The sequence below is a fragment of the Bradyrhizobium sp. i1.15.2 genome, assembly GCF_040548425.1.
Lineage (GTDB): Bacteria > Pseudomonadota > Alphaproteobacteria > Rhizobiales > Xanthobacteraceae > Bradyrhizobium > Bradyrhizobium canariense.
Map to the genome: position 1 here is coordinate 66,111 of NZ_JBEPRQ010000021.1, position 17,436 is coordinate 83,546.

Consider the following 17,436-nt stretch of genomic DNA (forward strand, 5'->3'; position numbering starts at 1 on the left):
GTCAAACTCTATCTCGGATACCGATGTCTGCCGACTAAATTTTGGCTAACAATCGGGGCTCCGAACCCACTCGATATGTGGGAAACTAACACATCCGCTGCAACCGTCCACGCGCGGCTGAATGTCGCCCTTCCCTGCAATCCAGACGAGCGGACGTGGTTAATCGCCGGAATCGTGCGATTTCGCTCCCGTGCCGCCGCCCGCTACCATTTGTCACAAATTCCGCAACACCGTGGCGGGCTTTTTGTTCAACGCCAGCAGCGTGCCGGCGAGCCCGAGGCCGACCGTGACGACCAAGGCAGCCGCGACCACGCCGGCGGCGCTGCCGCCCTGCCAGACGAAAGTGAGGGTCATCAGCCGGGTCACGATCATCCAGGCCGCGACGCTGCCGGCGAAAACGCCGAACACCGCCGTAGCGAGGCCAATCAGGAGGTATTCGAGGGCATAGGCGCCGAGCAGCCGCAGCCGGGTCGCGCCCAGGGTCTTGAGGATTACAGCATCGTAGACCCGGTGGCGATGGCCGGCGGCGAGCGCGCCGCCCAACACCAGGATCGCCGAGATCAGGGTCACCGCGCTGGCGCCGCGGATCGCCAGCGCCAGGTTGGTCACGACCGAGCCGACCGTCTCCATCACCTCGCGCACGCGCACGCTCGTCACCATCGGATAGGCGTCAGCCACCTCCCTGATGATCTTGCCGTCGCCGGCCGCATCGCCGCCGGCTTCCGTCAGCGTCGCGATGTGGGTGTGCGGCGCGCCCTTGAACGCGTTCGGCGAAAACACGAGGACGAAATTGATGCCGAGGCCCTGCCAGTCGACGCTGCGCAGATTGCTGATCTTCGCGGGGATGTCGCGGCCGAGGATATTGACCACGACCTCGTCGCCGAGCTTGAGGCCGAGTCCGTCCGCGATCTTCTTCTCCATCGAAACCAGCGGCGGGCCGGAATAATCGGCGCTCCACCACTCGCCCTCGACCACCTTGGAGCCCTTCGGCAGCTCGGCGGTATAGGTCAGGCCACGGTCGCTCTGCAGCACCCACTCGGAATCGGTGCTGGGCTTGAGCTCCTCGGCGCGGACGCCGCGGGCCCCGACGATGCGCCCGCGCAGCATCGGCACGTCATCGACCTTCGCGCCAGGGGCGAGCTGGCGCAGATATGAGTCGAACTGCTCGGCCTGCGTGCTCGGAATGTCGATGAAGAAGAACGACGGTGCGTGCTCGGGCAGTGCCGCCAGGAACTGCCGGCGCAGATTGCCGTCGATCTGGGTGATGGTGACGAGCACGGCGAGGCCGAGCCCGAGCGACAGCACGACGGAGGGCGTCAGCGCGCCCGGCCGGTGGATGTTGGCAATCGCAAGCCGCAGCATCGGCCACCGCGTGCGCGGCAGCCGCCGTGCGATCGTCATCAGCAGAGCGGCAATGCCGCGCAGCAGCGCGAACACGACCACGGAGGAGGCCACGAACACCGCGGCGATGCGCTTGTCGAAGGATAGCCCGATCACGACCGCGATGAGCAGCGCGATCACGACGGCCATGAAGACGAGATAGCTCCAGCGCGGCCGGTGCCATTCGGAGCTGATGGTGTCGCGGAACAGCGCGGCCACCGGCACGTCGTGCACCCGCCCGAGTGGCCACAGGCCGAATGCAAGCGCCGTCAGCAGCCCATAGACGAACGACAGCGCGAGTTCGTCGGCATGCACCGCCGGCACCACCGGCAGCGGCAGCAGCTTGCCGAACAGGCCGACGATTGCGAAGGGCATGGCGGCGCCGAGCGCGAGGCCGATCACCGAGCCGATCGCGGCGAGCAGGAGAACCTGGGCGAGATAGATGCCGAACACGTCGCGCCCGGTGGCCCCGACGGCCTTGAAGGCCGCGATCACCTCGAGCTTGTGATCGATATGGGCCTTGACGGCATTGGCGACGCCGACGCCGCCGACCAGCAGCGCGGCGAGGCCGACCAGCGTCAGGAACTGCGTGAAGCGGTTGATGTTGCGCTCGAGCTGCGGCGACGCATTGGAGCGGCTGCGGACCTCCCAGCCGGCCTGCGGCGCGGCGTTGCGGGCGTCCGCGATGAAGGCGTCGGTGGCGCGCTCGCTATTGGCGATCTCCGGCAGCTTCACCCGGTAGACCCAGCGCACCAGGCTGCCGGGCTGGACCAACCCCGTGGCGCGCAGGCCCGCCTCGCTGATCAGGAAGCGCGGGCCGAAGCCGATGCCGCCGGCGAGCTTGTCAGGCTCGGCTTCGACGGCGCTGCGGATCTGGAACGTGGCAGTCCCGACGGTGACGCGATCGCCGGTCTTGAGCGACAGCCGCGCCAGCAGCGTCGGATCGGCGGCCGCGCCGAACGCGCCGTCGTGCTCTGCGAGCAGGTCGGACATCGGCAGCGGCGGCGCCAGCGTCAGCTGTCCCAGCATCGGATAGGTGTCGTCGACGGCCTTCATCTCGACCAGCGCCAGCTTGCCCTCAGCCGAGCGCGCCATGCCGCGCAGTGTGGCGGCGCTCGAGACGGTGCCGCGCGAACGCAGGAAGGCGACTTCCTCCGGCTTCGCCTCGCGCTGGAACAAGACGAAGGACACGTCGCCGCCGAGCAGCGTACGGCCCTCGCGGGCGAGGCCGTCGCTCAGGCTCGCCGATACGGAGCCGACGCCGGCGATCGCCATCACGCCGAGCGCGATGCAGGCAATGAAGACGTAGAAGCCGCGCAGGCCGCCGCGCAATTCGCGCAGCGCGTAGCGCAGCGACAGCGCAACGCCATTGGGCTTCGCAAACGGTTCGGCAGCGAGGCTCATGCCGGCGCCGACTGCGTGTCGATGCGCCCGGAGCGCAGGCGGATCACGCGATCGCAGCGATGCGCCAGCGAGGAATCGTGCGTGACCAGCACCAGCGTCATGCCGCGCTCGGCATGCTTGCTGAACAGCAGGTCGACGATCTGTTGTCCCGTGGCTTCGTCGAGATTGCCGGTCGGCTCGTCGGCAACGAGGATCGCGGGATCGGGTGCCAGCGCGCGGGCCAGCGCGACGCGCTGCTGCTCGCCGCCGGAGAGCTGCGTCGGATAGTGATGCAGACGGTCGCCGAGCCCGACCGATTGCAGCTCCTGCGCCGCGCGCTTTGTGGCGTCGGGATTGCCCGCAAGCTCGAGCGGCACCGCGACGTTCTCCAGCGCGGTCATGGTCGGGATCAAATGGAAGGACTGGAAGACGATGCCGACCTGGCGGCCGCGGAAGCGGGCCAGCGCGTCCTCGTCGAGGGCATTGAAAGGCGTGCCGCTGACCACCACCTCTCCGCTATCAGGACGCTCCAGCCCCGCCATCACCATCAGCAGCGTGGATTTGCCCGAACCTGACGGGCCGATCAGGCCGATCGTCTCGCTCCGGCCGACGCGCAGGCTGATATCCTTGAGAATGTGAACGCGTGCCGCGCCCGTACCCAATGACAGATTGACGTTGGAGATGGCGATGGTGTCCGCCGAACTGTCGGCGAGCGAAGAGGAAGAGATGCGAGTGTCCATGGTCCGGTCATATGGCAACTCCGCACGCGCGGTCGAGAGGCGTTACGGATTGTTCATGCACATAGCCGTGTTGATGCTCGCTTTGATGACGGTGCCAAATCCGGCATGGGCCGAGGCGGCGAAACCGATCAAGCTGGTGGTTCTCGGCGATTCCTTGAGCGCCGGCCTCGGCCTCCCGGCCCAGCAAGCGTTCCCCACTGGGCTTCAAAAAGCTTTACAATCCAAAGGCATAGACGTCGACATGACCAATGCCGGGGTGTCCGGCGACACCTCCTCGGGGGGCCGTGACCGGCTCGACTGGTCGGTCCCCAACGGAACCGACGGTGTGATCATCGAGCTCGGCGCCAACGATGCGCTGCGCGGCATCGATCCCGATTTGACGCGCACCGCGCTGACCGAGATCGTCCAGCGCCTCAAGGCGCGCAAGATCGCGGTGATGCTGTGCGGTATGCTGTCGCCGCCGAATTACGGCGCGGACTATGCCGCGCGCTTCAATTCGATTTATCCGGATCTGGCGAAAAAATTCGGCGTGCCGCTCTATCCGTTTTTTCTCGACGGTGTCGCGGCTGATGCCAAGCTCAACCAGGCCGACGGCATTCATCCGACCGCGGCCGGCGTCGACATCATCGTCAGGAATATCTTGCCCACGGTTGAGGCATTCATTGGCACGATAGCTGAGCAGCGGCGTTGAAAAGCAGGCAGCGCCGCCCGTAATTCCCAGGGTTTTACCGGGGTGAGGCGCGCGATGCTTCGCAGAGTCACACAACTGCGATAGGAATTGAGGTACCGGTGATTCGTCGCCGGCTCTAAAATTTGGATATGATCTTTCCCATGGGATCATGGCCAAGCATCGGGAGTGCGAAACGATGCCGCGTTTGTTCACTGGTCTGGAAATTCCGGCCGAGATTGGCCAGTCGCTTTCCAATTTGCGGGGCGGCCTTCCCGGCGCCCGCTGGATCGATCCCGAAAATTACCACGTCACCCTGCGCTTCATCGGCAATATCGATGGCATGTCCGCCAACGAAATCGCCTCGATGCTGTTTCGCGTCGACCGCAAGCCGTTCGAGGTGAAGGTGCAGGGTTTGCAGAGTTTCGGCGGACGCAAGCCGCGCGCGGTGGTCGCCACCATCGTGCCGAGCAAGCCGCTGATGGAATTGCAGGCCGAGCTCGAGCGCCTGATGCAGCGGATCGGCCTCGACCCTGAAGGCCGCAAGTTCATCCCGCATGTCACGCTGGCCCGGCTGCACGACGCCACCGACCGTGACGTCGCCGATTATCTTTCGCTGCGCGGCTATTTTCCCAGCAAGGCGTTCACGGCCGAACGTTTCGTGCTGTTCTCGTCCCGCGCATCGACGGGCGGCGGCCCGTATGTGGTCGAGGACGCTTATGAGTTGTGTGAGTGAGTCTTGGCTCGCAGAAGACGGAGCGACGCCGACCCATATGGCGCGTAGATGCCTAGCATCGACTGAAGTCAGAATGGCAATCCGTGTTCGTCGTATCCTACTATTTCGTCGGGCATCCGGTCGGCTACCACAGGCAGCTCGCTCCAGCGTCGACGGATTGCGGCCATATCCTCCAAAAGAGCAGTTTTGCAGTACTGATTGTCGATGCGCCTGAGGCGCTCTTCGATAGCTCGCTTCGTAGCAAGAGCAACCGTCTCGCCAGTGAGTTGCGCCAGACGCCTCGCGAGACGTTCGACCTCGGAGTCCTCGATACTAAGGGCCATGCCAGGAACCTCAAAGCAGCCGCTTTAGCCCTGTGATATCTCAATTATTCGCCTCCGACCACGTGGATGTGGGCGGAGCGCATAAGCCCTTGCGCCAATACGGAGTTGCAATTTCCGCTCATCTCTGGCGGTAAAGAGCATGCTCTCGACCCCCAGTTCCTCATTCCGCGAAGCCTATCAGGCCCAGATCGCGTCCGGCGCGATCGAGCCCGACGCTGCGCAGGCCGAAATCGCCGACGCCTATGCGGCGCTCGACCAGCGGCTCGCCGATTACAAGCCGCAGCGCAAGCAGGGCCTGCTCAGCCGCCTGTTCAGCAGCGACAAGGACGAGGCGCCGCATGGGCTCTACGTCCATGGCGAGGTCGGCCGCGGCAAGACCATGCTGATGGATCTGTTCTTCCAGCACTCGACCGTCGAGCACAAGCGGCGCGCGCATTTCCACGAATTCATGGCCGATGTGCACGAGCGCATCTACGATTTTCGCCAGGGCATCGCCCGAGGCGAGATCGCCGACGGCGACGTCATCGCGCTGACGGCGCATGCGATCTTCGAGGAGAGCTGGCTGCTCTGTTTCGACGAATTCCACGTCACCGACATCGCGGACGCGATGATCCTCGGCCGCCTGTTCGCAAAGCTGCTGGAGCTCGGCACCGTGGTGGTTGCGACCTCCAACGTCGCGCCTGACGACCTCTACAAGGGCGGTCTGAACCGTTCGCTATTCCTGCCCTTTATCAAACAGATCACCGACCACATGGACGTGCTGCGGCTCGACGCGCGCACCGACTTCCGGCTGGAAAAGCTTCAGGGCGTGCCGATGTGGTTGACGCCGGCAGACACCGAGGCCGACGCCGCGCTCGACCGCGCCTGGTCGAAGATGTCAGGCAGCGCCAAATGCAAGTCGCGCGATATTTCGATCAAGGGCCGCATCCTGCACGTGCCGTGCTCGGCCCACGGCGTGGCGCGCTTCGCGTTCGCCGATCTCTGCGAGAAGCCGCTCGGGGCATCCGACTATCTCAGGCTGGCGCACGACTATCACACCATCCTGGTCGACCATATTCCAGTGATGGATTTCTCCCAGCGCAACGCCGCCAAGCGTTTCATTACGCTGATCGACACGCTCTATGACAATGCCGTGAAGCTGATGGCCTCGGCCGATGCCAACCCGATCTCGCTCTATCTCGCCAATGAGGGCAACGAGGCCAACGAGTTCAAGCGCACCGCCTCGCGCCTGATCGAAATGAGCTCGGAATCCTATCTGGCACTGCCCCACGGTCGCAAGGATTCCACCGCCAGCGGTTCGACCAAGGGGTTGGTGGAGACTTAAGTCCTATTTCACCATCTTCTCCGGCGTCATTCCGGGGCGCGACGAAGTCGCGAGCCCGGAATCCATCCTGCCGCCGACTCTGCCGCCTCATGGATTCCGGGCCTGCGCCTGTTGGCGCATCCCGGAATGACAGCCTGGGTATTCTGGCTGCTATCCCGGCAAGCCCGACAATTGGGCAACCCGTGACTTGAACGGGGGAGGCGAAAGGGATAACCACCCGTCTCAGTTTTCCCCTCCTTACGTGTCTAAAGGACAGGTTCACATGGCGCGCGACAAGATTGCTTTGATTGGCTCCGGTCAGATCGGCGGAACGCTGGCTCATCTCATCGGCCTGAAAGAGCTGGGCGACGTGGTGATGTTCGACATCGCCGAGGGCGTGCCGCAGGGCAAGGCGCTCGACATCGCGCAGTCCTCGCCGGTCGACGGCTTTGACGCGCACTACACCGGCGCCAACTCCTACGAGGCGCTCGACAACGCAAAAGTCTGCATCGTCACCGCCGGCGTGCCGCGCAAGCCCGGCATGAGCCGCGACGACCTCCTCTCGATCAACCTCAAGGTCATGGAACAGGTCGGCGCCGGCATCAAGAAATACGCCCCCGACGCTTTCGTCATCTGCATCACCAACCCGCTCGACGCGATGGTCTGGGCGCTGCAGAAGGCTAGCGGCCTGCCGCACAAGAAGGTCGTCGGCATGGCCGGCGTGCTGGATTCGTCGCGCTTCCGCTACTTCCTGGCCGACGAGTTCAACGTTTCGGTCGAAGACGTCACCGCCTTCGTGCTGGGCGGCCATGGCGACACCATGGTGCCGCTGGTAAAATACTCCACCGTCGCCGGCATCCCGCTGCCCGATCTCGTCAAGATGGGCTGGACCTCGCAGGCGCGCCTCGACGAGATCGTCGACCGTACCCGCAACGGCGGCGCCGAGATCGTCAACCTCCTCAAGACCGGCTCGGCCTTCTACGCGCCGGCGGCTTCCGCGATCGCGATGGCCGAGAGCTATCTGCGTGACAAGAAGCGCGTGCTGGCCTCGGCCGCCTACCTGAACGGCGAATACGGCGTGAAGGACATGTATGTCGGCGTGCCCGTCGTGATCGGCTCCAAGGGCGTTGAGCGCGTCGTCGAGATCGAGCTCGTCGGCAAGGATCGCGAAGCCTTCGACAAGTCGGTCGGCGCGGTGCAGGGTCTGGTTGATGCCTGCAAGAAGATCGCACCCGATCTTCTGGGCCGCTAAGGTCGAAACATTCCGCCGAAGATCGAAAACCGGTCTTCGGCGGTTTCATTTCCGGGGTCCGCCAAACCTTGTTTAAGGTTGGGGCGGGTCCTGGTCCGCAAGTCCAGAGATCGATGTCAGAGAATCCGGGTTGCAGTTCCTGTGGTATATGGTATGCCAGCCACAAGACTGAGGTGGGCCTACGAGGTCACCGCCCGCGGGTTCAGGGAGCGACCATATGAATATCCATGAATATCAGGCCAAAGCGCTGCTGAACGAGTTCGGCGTCGCGATCTCCAAGGGCGTTCCGGTCCTGAAGGCGGCCGATGCGGACGCGGCGGCAAAGGCACTCCCGGGCCCGGTCTGGGTTGTGAAGAGCCAGATCCACGCCGGCGGCCGCGGCAAGGGCAAGTTCAAGGAAGCCTCGGCCGGCGACAAGGGCGGCGTCCGCATCGCCAAGTCGGCCGCGGAAGTTTCCGAATTCGCCAAGCAGATGCTCGGCGCCACGCTCGTCACGATCCAGACCGGCCCCGCCGGCAAGCAGGTCAACCGCCTCTACATCGAGGACGGCTCCGACATCGACAAGGAATTCTACCTCTCGATCCTGGTCGACCGCGAAACCTCGCGCGTCTCGTTCGTGGTGTCGACCGAGGGCGGCGTCAACATCGAGGACGTCGCGCACAACACGCCTGAGAAGATCGTGACCTTCTCGATCGATCCCGCGACCGGCATCATGGGCCATCACGGCCGCACCGTCGCGAACGCGCTGAAACTCTCCGGCGATCTCGCCAAGCAGGCCGAGAAGCTCACCGCGCAGCTCTACGCGGCGTTCGTCGCCAAGGACATGTCGATGCTGGAGATCAACCCGCTGGTCGTGACCAAGCAGGGCCAGCTCCGCGTGCTCGACGCGAAGGTGTCGTTCGACGACAACGCCCTGTTCCGTCACCCCGAGGTGCTCGCGCTGCGCGACGAGACCGAGGAAGACGCCAAGGAAATCGAAGCGTCGAAACACGACCTCAACTACGTCACCCTCGACGGTAATATCGGCTGCATGGTCAACGGCGCCGGCCTCGCGATGGCGACGATGGACATCATCAAGCTCTACGGCATGGCGCCGGCGAACTTCCTCGACGTCGGCGGCAGCGCCAGCAAGGAGAAGGTCGCGGCCGCCTTCAAGATCATCACCGCGGATCCCAACGTGAAGGGCATCCTGGTCAACATCTTCGGTGGCATCATGAAGTGCGACGTGATCGCCGAGGGCGTCACGGCTGCGGTTCGTGAAGTCGGCCTTAGCGTGCCGCTGGTGGTTCGCCTCGAAGGCACCAATGTCGAGCTGGGCAAGAAGATCATCCGTGAGTCCGGCCTGAACGTGGTGCCGGCCGACAATCTCGACGACGCTGCGCAGAAGATCGTGAAGGCCGTCAAGGAAGGCTGAGGCCATGACCCAGGACCATCTCGCTGCATCATCCCCGCTGCCGGAGCACGCGCGTCTTGCCGCGTTCGCCGGTGAATGGAATGGCGAAGAGGTGGTCTTTCCGTCGCGCTGGACGGAGGGCGGGACGGCGACCTCTCACGTCGTGGCCCACATGGATCTCAATGGCTTCTATCTGATCCAGGACTCGGTCCAGACCCGCGACGGCAAGCAGAGCTTCGCCACCCACGGCATCTTCACCTTCGACCGCGAAGACCGGACCTACAAATTGTTCTGGTACGATTCGCTCGGCTACACGCCGCCCTCGCCCGCCTCCGGCGGGTGGGTCGGCAAGACCCTGACGCTGGTGCGCGGCTCGCTCCGCGGCAATGCGCGCCACGTCTATGAAATCATCGACGACGATTCCTATTCGTTGAAGATCCAGTTCTCGCCGGACGCGGAAGGCTGGGCCGACGTGCTCACCGGCGTCTACCGCCGCATCCACTGACCTCTCACTCGTTAGTTTCGCGAAAGCAGACCTCATGTCCATCCTGATCGACAAGAACACCAAGGTCATCTGCCAGGGCTTTACCGGCAAGAACGGCACCTTCCATTCGGAGGCCGCGATTGCCTATGGCACCAAGATGGTCGGCGGCACCTCGCCCGGCAAAGGCGGCGCGACGCATCTGGGCCTGCCGGTGTTCGACACCGTGCGCGAGGCGCGTGAGAAGACCGGCGCCGATGCGTCCGTGATCTACGTGCCGCCTCCGGGCGCGGCCGATGCGATTTGCGAGGCCATCGATGCCGAGATCCCGCTGATCGTCTGCATCACGGAAGGTATCCCGGTCATCGACATGGTCAGGGTGAAGCGTTCGCTGGCGGGCTCCAAGTCGCGCCTGATCGGGCCGAACTGCCCGGGCGTCATGACCGCCGGCGAGTGCAAGATCGGCATCATGCCGGCCAACATCTTCAAGACCGGCAGCGTCGGCATCGTCTCCCGCTCGGGGACCCTGACCTACGAAGCCGTGTTCCAGACCACCCAGGAAGGCCTCGGCCAGACCACCGCGGTCGGCATCGGCGGCGATCCGGTCAAGGGAACCGAGTTCATCGACGTGCTGGAAATGCTGCTCGGCGACCCCAAGACCGAGTCGATCATCATGATCGGCGAGATCGGCGGTTCCGCCGAGGAAGACGCCGCCCAGTTCCTCAAGGACGAGGCCAAGCGCGGCCGCCAGAAGCCGATGGTCGGTTTCATCGCCGGTGTCACAGCCCCTCCCGGCCGCCGCATGGGCCACGCCGGCGCGATCATTTCCGGCGGCAAGGGGGACGCCGGTTCCAAGACCGACGCGATGAAATCGGCTGGAATTACAGTGTCCCCGTCTCCCGCTCGGCTCGGGCACACGCTTGCCGAAAAATTGAAAGCCTGATTCACACCTTCGTAATTTTCCGGGCGAAGTTTCGTAGCAAATAGGGTAAATGGTGCCTGTCGCGCTGGTCCTCTGCCGGGGAGCCCAGCGCCAGCGCCGTTTGTTATGCGCGAACCGAAATCGCCAGGAACTCAAGTATGTCTCGCCAAGACGCGAACGCAGCCTTTGCCCTCTCCTCCTTTTTGCAGGGCACCAACGCCACCTACATCGACGAAATCTACGCCCGCTACGAGAAGGACCCGTCCTCGGTGGATGCCGAGTGGCAGGACTTCTTCAAGAGCCTCAACGACCAGCCGGGCGACATCAGCAAGAACGCCCAAGGCCCGTCCTGGGAGCGCGCCAACTGGCCGCTGACCCCGCAGGACGATCTGACCTCCGCGCTCGACGGCAATTGGGCCGAAGTCGAGAAGACGGTCGGCGCCAAGATCGCCGCCAAGGCGCAGGCCAAGGGTGGCGACAAGGGCGGCGGCCTCTCCTCCGCCGATTTGCTCCAGGCCACCCGCGACTCGGTCCGGGCCCTGATGCTGATCCGGTCCTACCGCATGCGCGGCCACTTCCACGCCAAGCTCGATCCGCTCGGCATCGAAGCCCAGCGCAATCGCGAAGAGCTCGATCCGCGGACCTACGGCTTCAGCGAAGCCGATTTCGACCGCAAGATCTTCCTCGACCATGTGCTCGGTCTCGAATACGCCAGCTTGCGCGAAATCACAGCGATCTGCGAGCGCACCTATTGCCAGACGCTCGGCGTTGAGTTCATGCACATCACCAACGCGGCGCAGAAGGCGTGGATTCAGGAGCGGATCGAGGGGCCGGACAAGGAAATTTCCTTCACCCGCGAAGGCCGCCGCGCCATCCTGATGAAGCTGGTCGAAGCCGAAGGCTTCGAGAAATTCTGCGACACCAAGTTCACCGGCACCAAGCGCTTCGGCCTGGACGGTGCTGAATCGCTGATTCCCGCGCTCGAGCAGATCATCAAGCGCGGCGGCAATCTCGGCGTGAAGGAGGTCGTGCTGGGCATGCCGCATCGCGGCCGCCTCAACGTGCTGACCCAGGTGATGGGCAAGCCGCATCGCGCGCTGTTCCACGAGTTCAAGGGCGGTTCTGCCAATCCTGATGCGGTCGAAGGCTCGGGCGACGTCAAATATCACCTCGGCGCGTCCTCGGATCGCGAGTTCGACGGCAACCGCATCCATCTGTCGCTGACCGCCAACCCCTCGCATCTCGAGATCGTCGATCCCGTGGTGCTCGGAAAGGTCCGCGCCAAGCAGGACCAGCACGGCGATCCGCCGGATATGCGCATCTCAGTGATGCCGCTGCTGATGCATGGCGATGCCGCGTTCGCCGGCCAGGGCGTGGTCGCGGAATGTTTCGGCCTGTCGGACCTGAAGGGCTACCGCACCGGCGGCTCCGTGCACTTCATCGTCAACAACCAGATCGGCTTCACCACCTATCCGCGTTATTCCCGTTCGTCGCCGTATCCGTCGGACGTGGCGAAGATGATCGACGCGCCGATCTTCCACGTCAACGGCGACGATCCGGAAGCCGTCGTGTTCGCGGCCAAGGTCGCGACCGAGTTCCGGCAGAAATTCCACAAGCCCGTCGTCATCGACATGTTCTGCTACCGCAGGCATGGCCATAACGAGGGCGACGAGCCGGCTTTCACCCAGCCGGTGATGTACAAGAAGATCGCGGCCCATCCGTCGACGCTCGAGCTCTACGCCCGCCGTCTCATCAGCGAAGGCGTGCTGACGGAGGGCGAGGTCGAGAAGGCCAAGGCCGACTGGCGCGCGCGGCTCGATGCCGAGCTCGAAGCCGGCTCCGGCTACAAGCCCAACAAGGCCGACTGGCTCGACGGCAAATGGGCCGGCTTCAAGATCGCGGATCAGGAAGAAGATGCGCGGCGTGGCGTCACCGGCGTCGACATCACCGCCCTGAAGGACATCGGTCGCAAGATTACCAAGGTGCCGGATGGTTTCCGCGTCCACCGCACCATCCAGCGCTTCCTCGAAAACCGCGCCAAGGCGATCGACGGCGGCACGGGCATCGACTGGGCGACCGGCGAGGCACTGGCGTTCTGCACGCTGCTCAACGAGAACCATCATGTCCGCCTGTCAGGGCAGGATTCGGAGCGCGGCACCTTCTCGCAGCGCCACTCGGTCCTGATCGACCAGGAAGACGAGAGCCGCTACACGCCGTTCAACCATCTCGGTCACGAGCAGGGCCATTACGAGGTCATCAACTCGCTGCTGTCGGAAGAAGCCGTGCTCGGCTTCGAATACGGCTACTCGCTCGCCGAGCCGAACACGTTGACTCTGTGGGAAGCGCAGTTCGGCGACTTCGCCAACGGCGCGCAGGTCGTGTTCGACCAGTTCATCTCCTCGGGTGAGCGCAAATGGCTGCGCATGTCCGGCCTCGTCTGCCTCCTGCCGCACGGCTATGAGGGCCAGGGACCGGAGCATTCCTCGGCGCGTCTGGAGCGTTATCTCCAGATGTGCGCGGAAGACAACATGCAGGTGGTCTATCCGACCACGCCGGCGAACTACTTCCACGTGCTGCGTAGGCAGCTCCATCGCGAGATCCGCAAGCCACTGATCGTGATGACGCCGAAGTCGCTGCTGCGTCACAAGCGGGCGGTGTCGCGCCTCGAGGAGCTCGCGAAGGGAACGACCTTCCACCGCATCCTGTATGACGACGCCCAGATGCTGCCGGGCGAAGCGGTCAAGCTCGTGCCCGACGAGAAGATCCGCCGCATCGTGCTCTGCTCGGGCAAGGTCTATTACGACCTCTACGAGGAGCGCGAGAAGCGTGGCATGGACGACATCTACCTGATGCGCGTCGAGCAGCTCTATCCGGTGCCGCTGAAGGCGCTGGTGGCCGAGCTGTCGCGCTTCAAGAAGGCCGAAGTCGTGTGGTGCCAGGAAGAGCCCCGCAACATGGGTGCCTGGCACTTCATCGAGCCCTATCTGGAATGGGTGCTGAACCAGGTGAACGGTGCGAGCCGGCGTCCGCGTTACGTCGGCCGCGCCGCCTCCGCCGCGACCGCCACAGGTCTGATGTCGAAGCATCAGGCGCAGCTGAAGGCGTTCCTGGACGAAGCATTGAGCTGAACTTTTTCGAGCTGCGTTATGCCCCGCCTTGTGTGCAATGGCGCACTGGAGCGGGGCATCCGGCAAACCGTGGCGTCCGTCGTGAATGCGAACGTTTCGGCTTGCTGGATGGCCTGCTTTTCGCAGGCCGACGACACCTGAAAATTCCCGACCGCATTGGCGATCTCCTTAAGGAAAAGACCATGACTGAAATTCGTGTGCCGACCCTCGGCGAATCCGTCACCGAGGCCACCATCGGCCGCTGGTTCAAGAAGGCCGGCGATCCCGTCGCCGTCGACGAGCCCTTGGTGGAGCTCGAGACCGACAAGGTCACCATCGAAGTCCCGGCGCCGTCCGCGGGCACGCTGAGCGAGATCATCGCCGCAGATGGCACGACCGTTGCGGTCGGTGCGCTGCTCGGACAGATCACCGAGGGCACGGCCGGCGTCGCAAAGACGCCCGCCAAGCCGGCTGCCGCGCCCGCGCCTGCTCCCGCCGCGGCGGCTCCATCCGCCGCCCCGGCCGCGTCGAAAGCACCGCCGGCCGACTCGCCGCTCGCGCCCTCCGTGCGAAAGCTCTCGGCCGAGACCGGCATCGACGCCTCGACCGTTCCCGGCTCCGGCAAGGACGGCCGTGTCACCAAGGGCGACATGCTCGCCGCGATCGAGCGTGCGGCCTCGGCGCCGACCCCGGTCAACCAGCCGGCCGCAGCGGTCCAGGTTCGCGCACCCTCGCCGGCCGACGACGCAGCCCGCGAAGAGCGCGTCAAGATGACCCGGCTGCGCCAGACCATCGCGCGCCGCCTCAAGGACGTGCAGAACACCGCCGCCATGCTCACGACCTTCAACGAGGTCGACATGACCAACGTCATGGCGCTGCGTGCGCACTACAAGGATGCGTTCGAGAAGAAGCACGGCTCGAAGCTCGGCTTCATGGGCTTCTTCACCAAGGCCGTCGTGCAGGGGCTGAAGGACATCCCGGCCGTCAACGCCGAGATCGACGGCACCGACCTGATCTACAAGAACTACTACCACATCGGCGTCGCCGTCGGCACCGACAAGGGCCTCGTCGTGCCCGTGGTGCGCGACTGCGACAACAAGTCGATCGCGGAGATCGAGAAGGGCATCGCCGATTTCGGCCGCCGTGCCCGCGACGGCCAGCTCAAGATCGACGAGATGCAGGGCGGCACCTTCACCATCACGAACGGCGGCATCTACGGCTCGCTGATGTCGACCCCGATCCTGAACGCGCCGCAGTCCGGCATTCTCGGCATGCACAAGATCCAGGAGCGGCCGATGGTCGTCGGCGGCAAGATCGAGGTCCGCCCGATGATGTATCTGGCGCTGTCCTACGATCACCGCGTCATCGACGGCAAGGAAGCCGTGACCTTCCTTGTTCGCGTCAAGGAGAGCCTGGAAGATCCGGCGCGCCTGGTGCTCGATCTCTGATCGCTGATGCTCTGCGAGCGCCGTCGCCTTACGCGACGGCGCGTGTCGAACCATGGAGACGCGCGTGACGGATAAAGTCGTTGTCATCACCGGCGGCAGCCGCGGCATCGGGCGGGCGACCGCGATTGCGGCGGCCGCGCGCGGCTTTCGCGTCGTGGTCGGCTATGCCAGCAACAAGACCGCCGCCGACGAGGTGGTCGCCGAGATCGCGGCCAGCAACGGCAAGGCCATCGCGGTGAAATGCGACGTCGCCGAGGAAAGCGATATCCTGGCGCTGTTCAAGGCCGCGGACGCGTTCGGCACGCTCGGCGCGCTCGTCAACAATGGCGGCATTGTCGGGACCAGCGGCGTGCGCGTCGACGAGATGTCGGCCGAGCGCATCCAGCGCGTGATGGCGGTCAACGTCACCGGCTCCATCCTCTGCGCGCGCGAAGCGGTGAAGCGGATGTCGACCAGGCACGGCGGCCAGGGCGGCGTCATCGTCAATCTGTCGTCGGTTGCTGCCAAGCTCGGCGCGCCGAACACCTATGTCGACTATGCCGCGTCCAAGGGCGCGATCGATTCCTTCACCGTCGGCCTCGGCCATGAGGTTGCCGGCGAGGGCATTCGTGTCGCGGGCATCCGGCCCGGCCTGATCGACACCGAAATCCACGCTGCCGGCGGTGAGCCCGACCGCGCCCATCGTCTGGCCCATATGGTGCCTATGAAGCGCGTCGGTACTGCCGATGAAGTCGCCAATGCCATCGTCTGGCTGATGTCGGACGAGGCCTCCTACGTCACCTCAGCCATTCTCGATGTGTCCGGCGGACGCTGACGCGCCGCGCGGACGCTGACACATCCCTCAACGCTAAACTTACGGGACTTTCTCTCATGGCATACGATCTCGTCGTCATCGGCACCGGACCGGGCGGTTATGTCTGCGCGGTGCGTGCAGCGCAGCTCGGCATGAAAGTCGCCGTGGTGGAAAAGAACGCGACGCTCGGCGGCACCTGCCTCAATGTCGGCTGCATGCCGTCGAAGGCGCTGTTGCACGCCTCCGAAATGTTCGAGGAGGCCGGGCATTCCTTCGCCAAGATGGGCGTCAGCGTTTCCGCGCCGAAGCTCGATTTGCCTGCGATGATGAACTTCAAGCAGCAGGGCATCGACGGCAACGTCAAGGGGGTCGAGTTCCTGATGAAGAAGAACAAGATCGACGTGCTCAAGGGCGCCGGCAAGATTCTCGGCACCGGCAAGGTCGAGATCTCCGCCGACGGCAAGTCGCAGGTGGTCGAGACCAAGAGCATCGTGATCGCCACCGGCTCGGACATCGCGCGTCTGAAGGGCATCGAGATCGACGAGACGCGCATCGTGTCGTCGACCGGCGCGCTGTCGCTGGACAAGGTCCCCGGCAAGCTCTTGATCGTCGGCGCCGGCGTGATCGGCCTCGAGCTCGGCTCAGTGTGGAAGCGTCTCGGCGCCGAAGTCGTCGTCGTCGAATTCCTCGACCGCATCCTGCCCGGCATGGACGGGGAGATCGCCAAGCAATTCCAGCGCATCCTGGAGAAGCAGGGCTTTGCGTTCAAGCTGGGTGCCAAGGTCACGGGCGTGGACACCTCCGGCAAGGCGCTGAAGGCGACGGTCGAGCCCGCCGCCGGCGGCGCTGCCGAGACGCTGGAAGCCGATGTCGTTCTCGTCTGTATCGGCCGTGTGCCGTACACGGATGGGCTGGGCTTGAAGGAAGCCGGCGTTGCGCTCGACAATCGCGGCCGCGTGCAGATCGATCCGCACTTCGCCACCAGCGTGAAGGGCGTCTATGCCATCGGCGACGTCGTCGCGGGCCCGATGCTCGCGCACAAGGCCGAGGATGAAGGCGTCGCGGTTGCCGAGATCATCGCGGGGCAGGCCGGCCACGTGAACTACGATGTTATCCCAGGCGTCGTGTATACCACGCCGGAAGTATCCTCCGTCGGCAAGACCGAGGAGGAGCTGAAGCAGGCGGGCGTGGCATATACGGTCGGAAAGTTTCCCTTTACCGCCAACGGCCGCTCCAAGGTCAACCAGACCACCGACGGCTTTGTGAAGATTCTCGCAGATGCGAAGACCGATCGCGTGCTCGGCGTGCACATTATCGGCATTGAGGCCGGGGAAATGATCCATGAGGCGGCCGTTCTCATGGAGTTTGGCGGCAGCGCGGAGGATCTCGCGCGCACCTGCCACGCGCACCCGACCCGCTCCGAGGCCATCAAGGAAGCCGCGCTTGCAGTCGGCAAGCGGGCCATCCATATGTAGGTGGCGCCCAGCGCCGAATCGGGCGGGAAACAC

The 17,436-nt window shown here is 64.6% G+C and carries 14 protein-coding genes; 11 read left to right on the forward strand and 3 right to left on the reverse strand.

Annotated elements, in window-relative coordinates; translation table 11 throughout:
• Nucleotides 1-213: 213 nt before the first annotated feature.
• Both ABIB80_RS28815 and ABIB80_RS28820 read right to left on the reverse strand, forming a co-directional pair.
• A complete protein-coding gene (locus ABIB80_RS28815) occupies nucleotides 214-2,784 on the reverse strand; it encodes an ABC transporter permease (RefSeq protein WP_007598856.1) in 2,571 nt (856 codons plus the stop codon).
• Nucleotides 2,781-3,503: an ABC transporter ATP-binding protein gene (locus ABIB80_RS28820; protein WP_007598857.1), complete on the reverse strand. Its 723-nt coding sequence runs from the start codon at nucleotides 3,501-3,503 to the stop codon at nucleotides 2,781-2,783. The genes ABIB80_RS28815 and ABIB80_RS28820 overlap by 4 nt, the downstream gene beginning before the upstream one ends.
• Before the next feature lie 55 nt (nucleotides 3,504-3,558).
• Between ABIB80_RS28820 and ABIB80_RS28825 the strand changes: the two genes are divergently transcribed.
• Nucleotides 3,559-4,194 carry an arylesterase gene (locus ABIB80_RS28825; RefSeq protein WP_007598859.1) on the forward strand — a complete coding sequence of 212 codons (636 nt, stop codon included), beginning with the start codon at nucleotides 3,559-3,561 and terminating at the stop codon, nucleotides 4,192-4,194.
• 175 nt (nucleotides 4,195-4,369) lie between these two features.
• A complete protein-coding gene (thpR, locus tag ABIB80_RS28830; RefSeq protein ID WP_007598862.1) occupies nucleotides 4,370-4,906 on the forward strand; it encodes an RNA 2',3'-cyclic phosphodiesterase in 537 nt (178 codons plus the stop codon).
• 68 nt (nucleotides 4,907-4,974) lie between these two features.
• Here thpR and ABIB80_RS28835 read toward each other — a convergent pair whose 3' ends face one another.
• Nucleotides 4,975-5,229, reverse strand: a complete 255-nt coding sequence (locus ABIB80_RS28835; protein ID WP_007598864.1) for a type II toxin-antitoxin system VapB family antitoxin — start codon at nucleotides 5,227-5,229, stop codon at nucleotides 4,975-4,977.
• Between the two features lie 139 nt (nucleotides 5,230-5,368).
• Here ABIB80_RS28835 and zapE point away from each other — a divergent pair, with 139 nt between their 5' ends.
• The 9 genes from zapE (at nucleotide 5,369) to lpdA (ending at nucleotide 17,403) form a co-directional block, all read left to right on the forward strand.
• Complete coding sequence (zapE, locus tag ABIB80_RS28840) at nucleotides 5,369-6,553, forward strand: cell division protein ZapE (protein ID WP_007598866.1); 1,185 nt, start codon at nucleotides 5,369-5,371, stop codon at nucleotides 6,551-6,553.
• Between the two features lie 262 nt (nucleotides 6,554-6,815).
• The gene (mdh, locus tag ABIB80_RS28845; RefSeq protein WP_007598869.1) at nucleotides 6,816-7,784 is read left to right on the forward strand and encodes a malate dehydrogenase; all 969 of its coding nucleotides are present in this window, start codon (nucleotides 6,816-6,818) and stop codon (nucleotides 7,782-7,784) included.
• A gap of 217 nt (nucleotides 7,785-8,001) precedes the next feature.
• Nucleotides 8,002-9,198 (forward strand): ADP-forming succinate--CoA ligase subunit beta, encoded by a 1,197-nt coding sequence (sucC, locus tag ABIB80_RS28850; protein WP_007598871.1) that lies wholly within the window; start codon nucleotides 8,002-8,004, stop codon nucleotides 9,196-9,198.
• Nucleotides 9,199-9,202: 4 nt separating this feature from the next.
• Nucleotides 9,203-9,682: a DUF1579 family protein gene (locus ABIB80_RS28855; RefSeq protein WP_007598873.1), complete on the forward strand. Its 480-nt coding sequence runs from the start codon at nucleotides 9,203-9,205 to the stop codon at nucleotides 9,680-9,682.
• A 34-nt stretch (nucleotides 9,683-9,716) separates the two neighbouring features.
• Nucleotides 9,717-10,601, forward strand: a complete 885-nt coding sequence (gene sucD / locus ABIB80_RS28860) for a succinate--CoA ligase subunit alpha (RefSeq protein WP_007598874.1) — start codon at nucleotides 9,717-9,719, stop codon at nucleotides 10,599-10,601.
• Between the two features lie 137 nt (nucleotides 10,602-10,738).
• Nucleotides 10,739-13,708, forward strand: a complete 2,970-nt coding sequence (locus ABIB80_RS28865) for a 2-oxoglutarate dehydrogenase E1 component (protein WP_007598875.1) — start codon at nucleotides 10,739-10,741, stop codon at nucleotides 13,706-13,708.
• A 182-nt stretch (nucleotides 13,709-13,890) separates the two neighbouring features.
• Complete coding sequence (gene odhB / locus ABIB80_RS28870; RefSeq protein ID WP_007598877.1) at nucleotides 13,891-15,135, forward strand: 2-oxoglutarate dehydrogenase complex dihydrolipoyllysine-residue succinyltransferase; 1,245 nt, start codon at nucleotides 13,891-13,893, stop codon at nucleotides 15,133-15,135.
• A 52-nt stretch (nucleotides 15,136-15,187) separates the two neighbouring features.
• Nucleotides 15,188-15,949 carry an SDR family oxidoreductase gene (locus ABIB80_RS28875; protein ID WP_088941101.1) on the forward strand — a complete coding sequence of 254 codons (762 nt, stop codon included), beginning with the start codon at nucleotides 15,188-15,190 and terminating at the stop codon, nucleotides 15,947-15,949.
• A gap of 56 nt (nucleotides 15,950-16,005) precedes the next feature.
• Entirely contained in the window at nucleotides 16,006-17,403 is a 1,398-nt protein-coding gene (gene lpdA / locus ABIB80_RS28880; protein WP_007598879.1) for a dihydrolipoyl dehydrogenase, read from the forward strand.
• The last annotated feature ends 33 nt before the right edge of the window (nucleotides 17,404-17,436 follow it).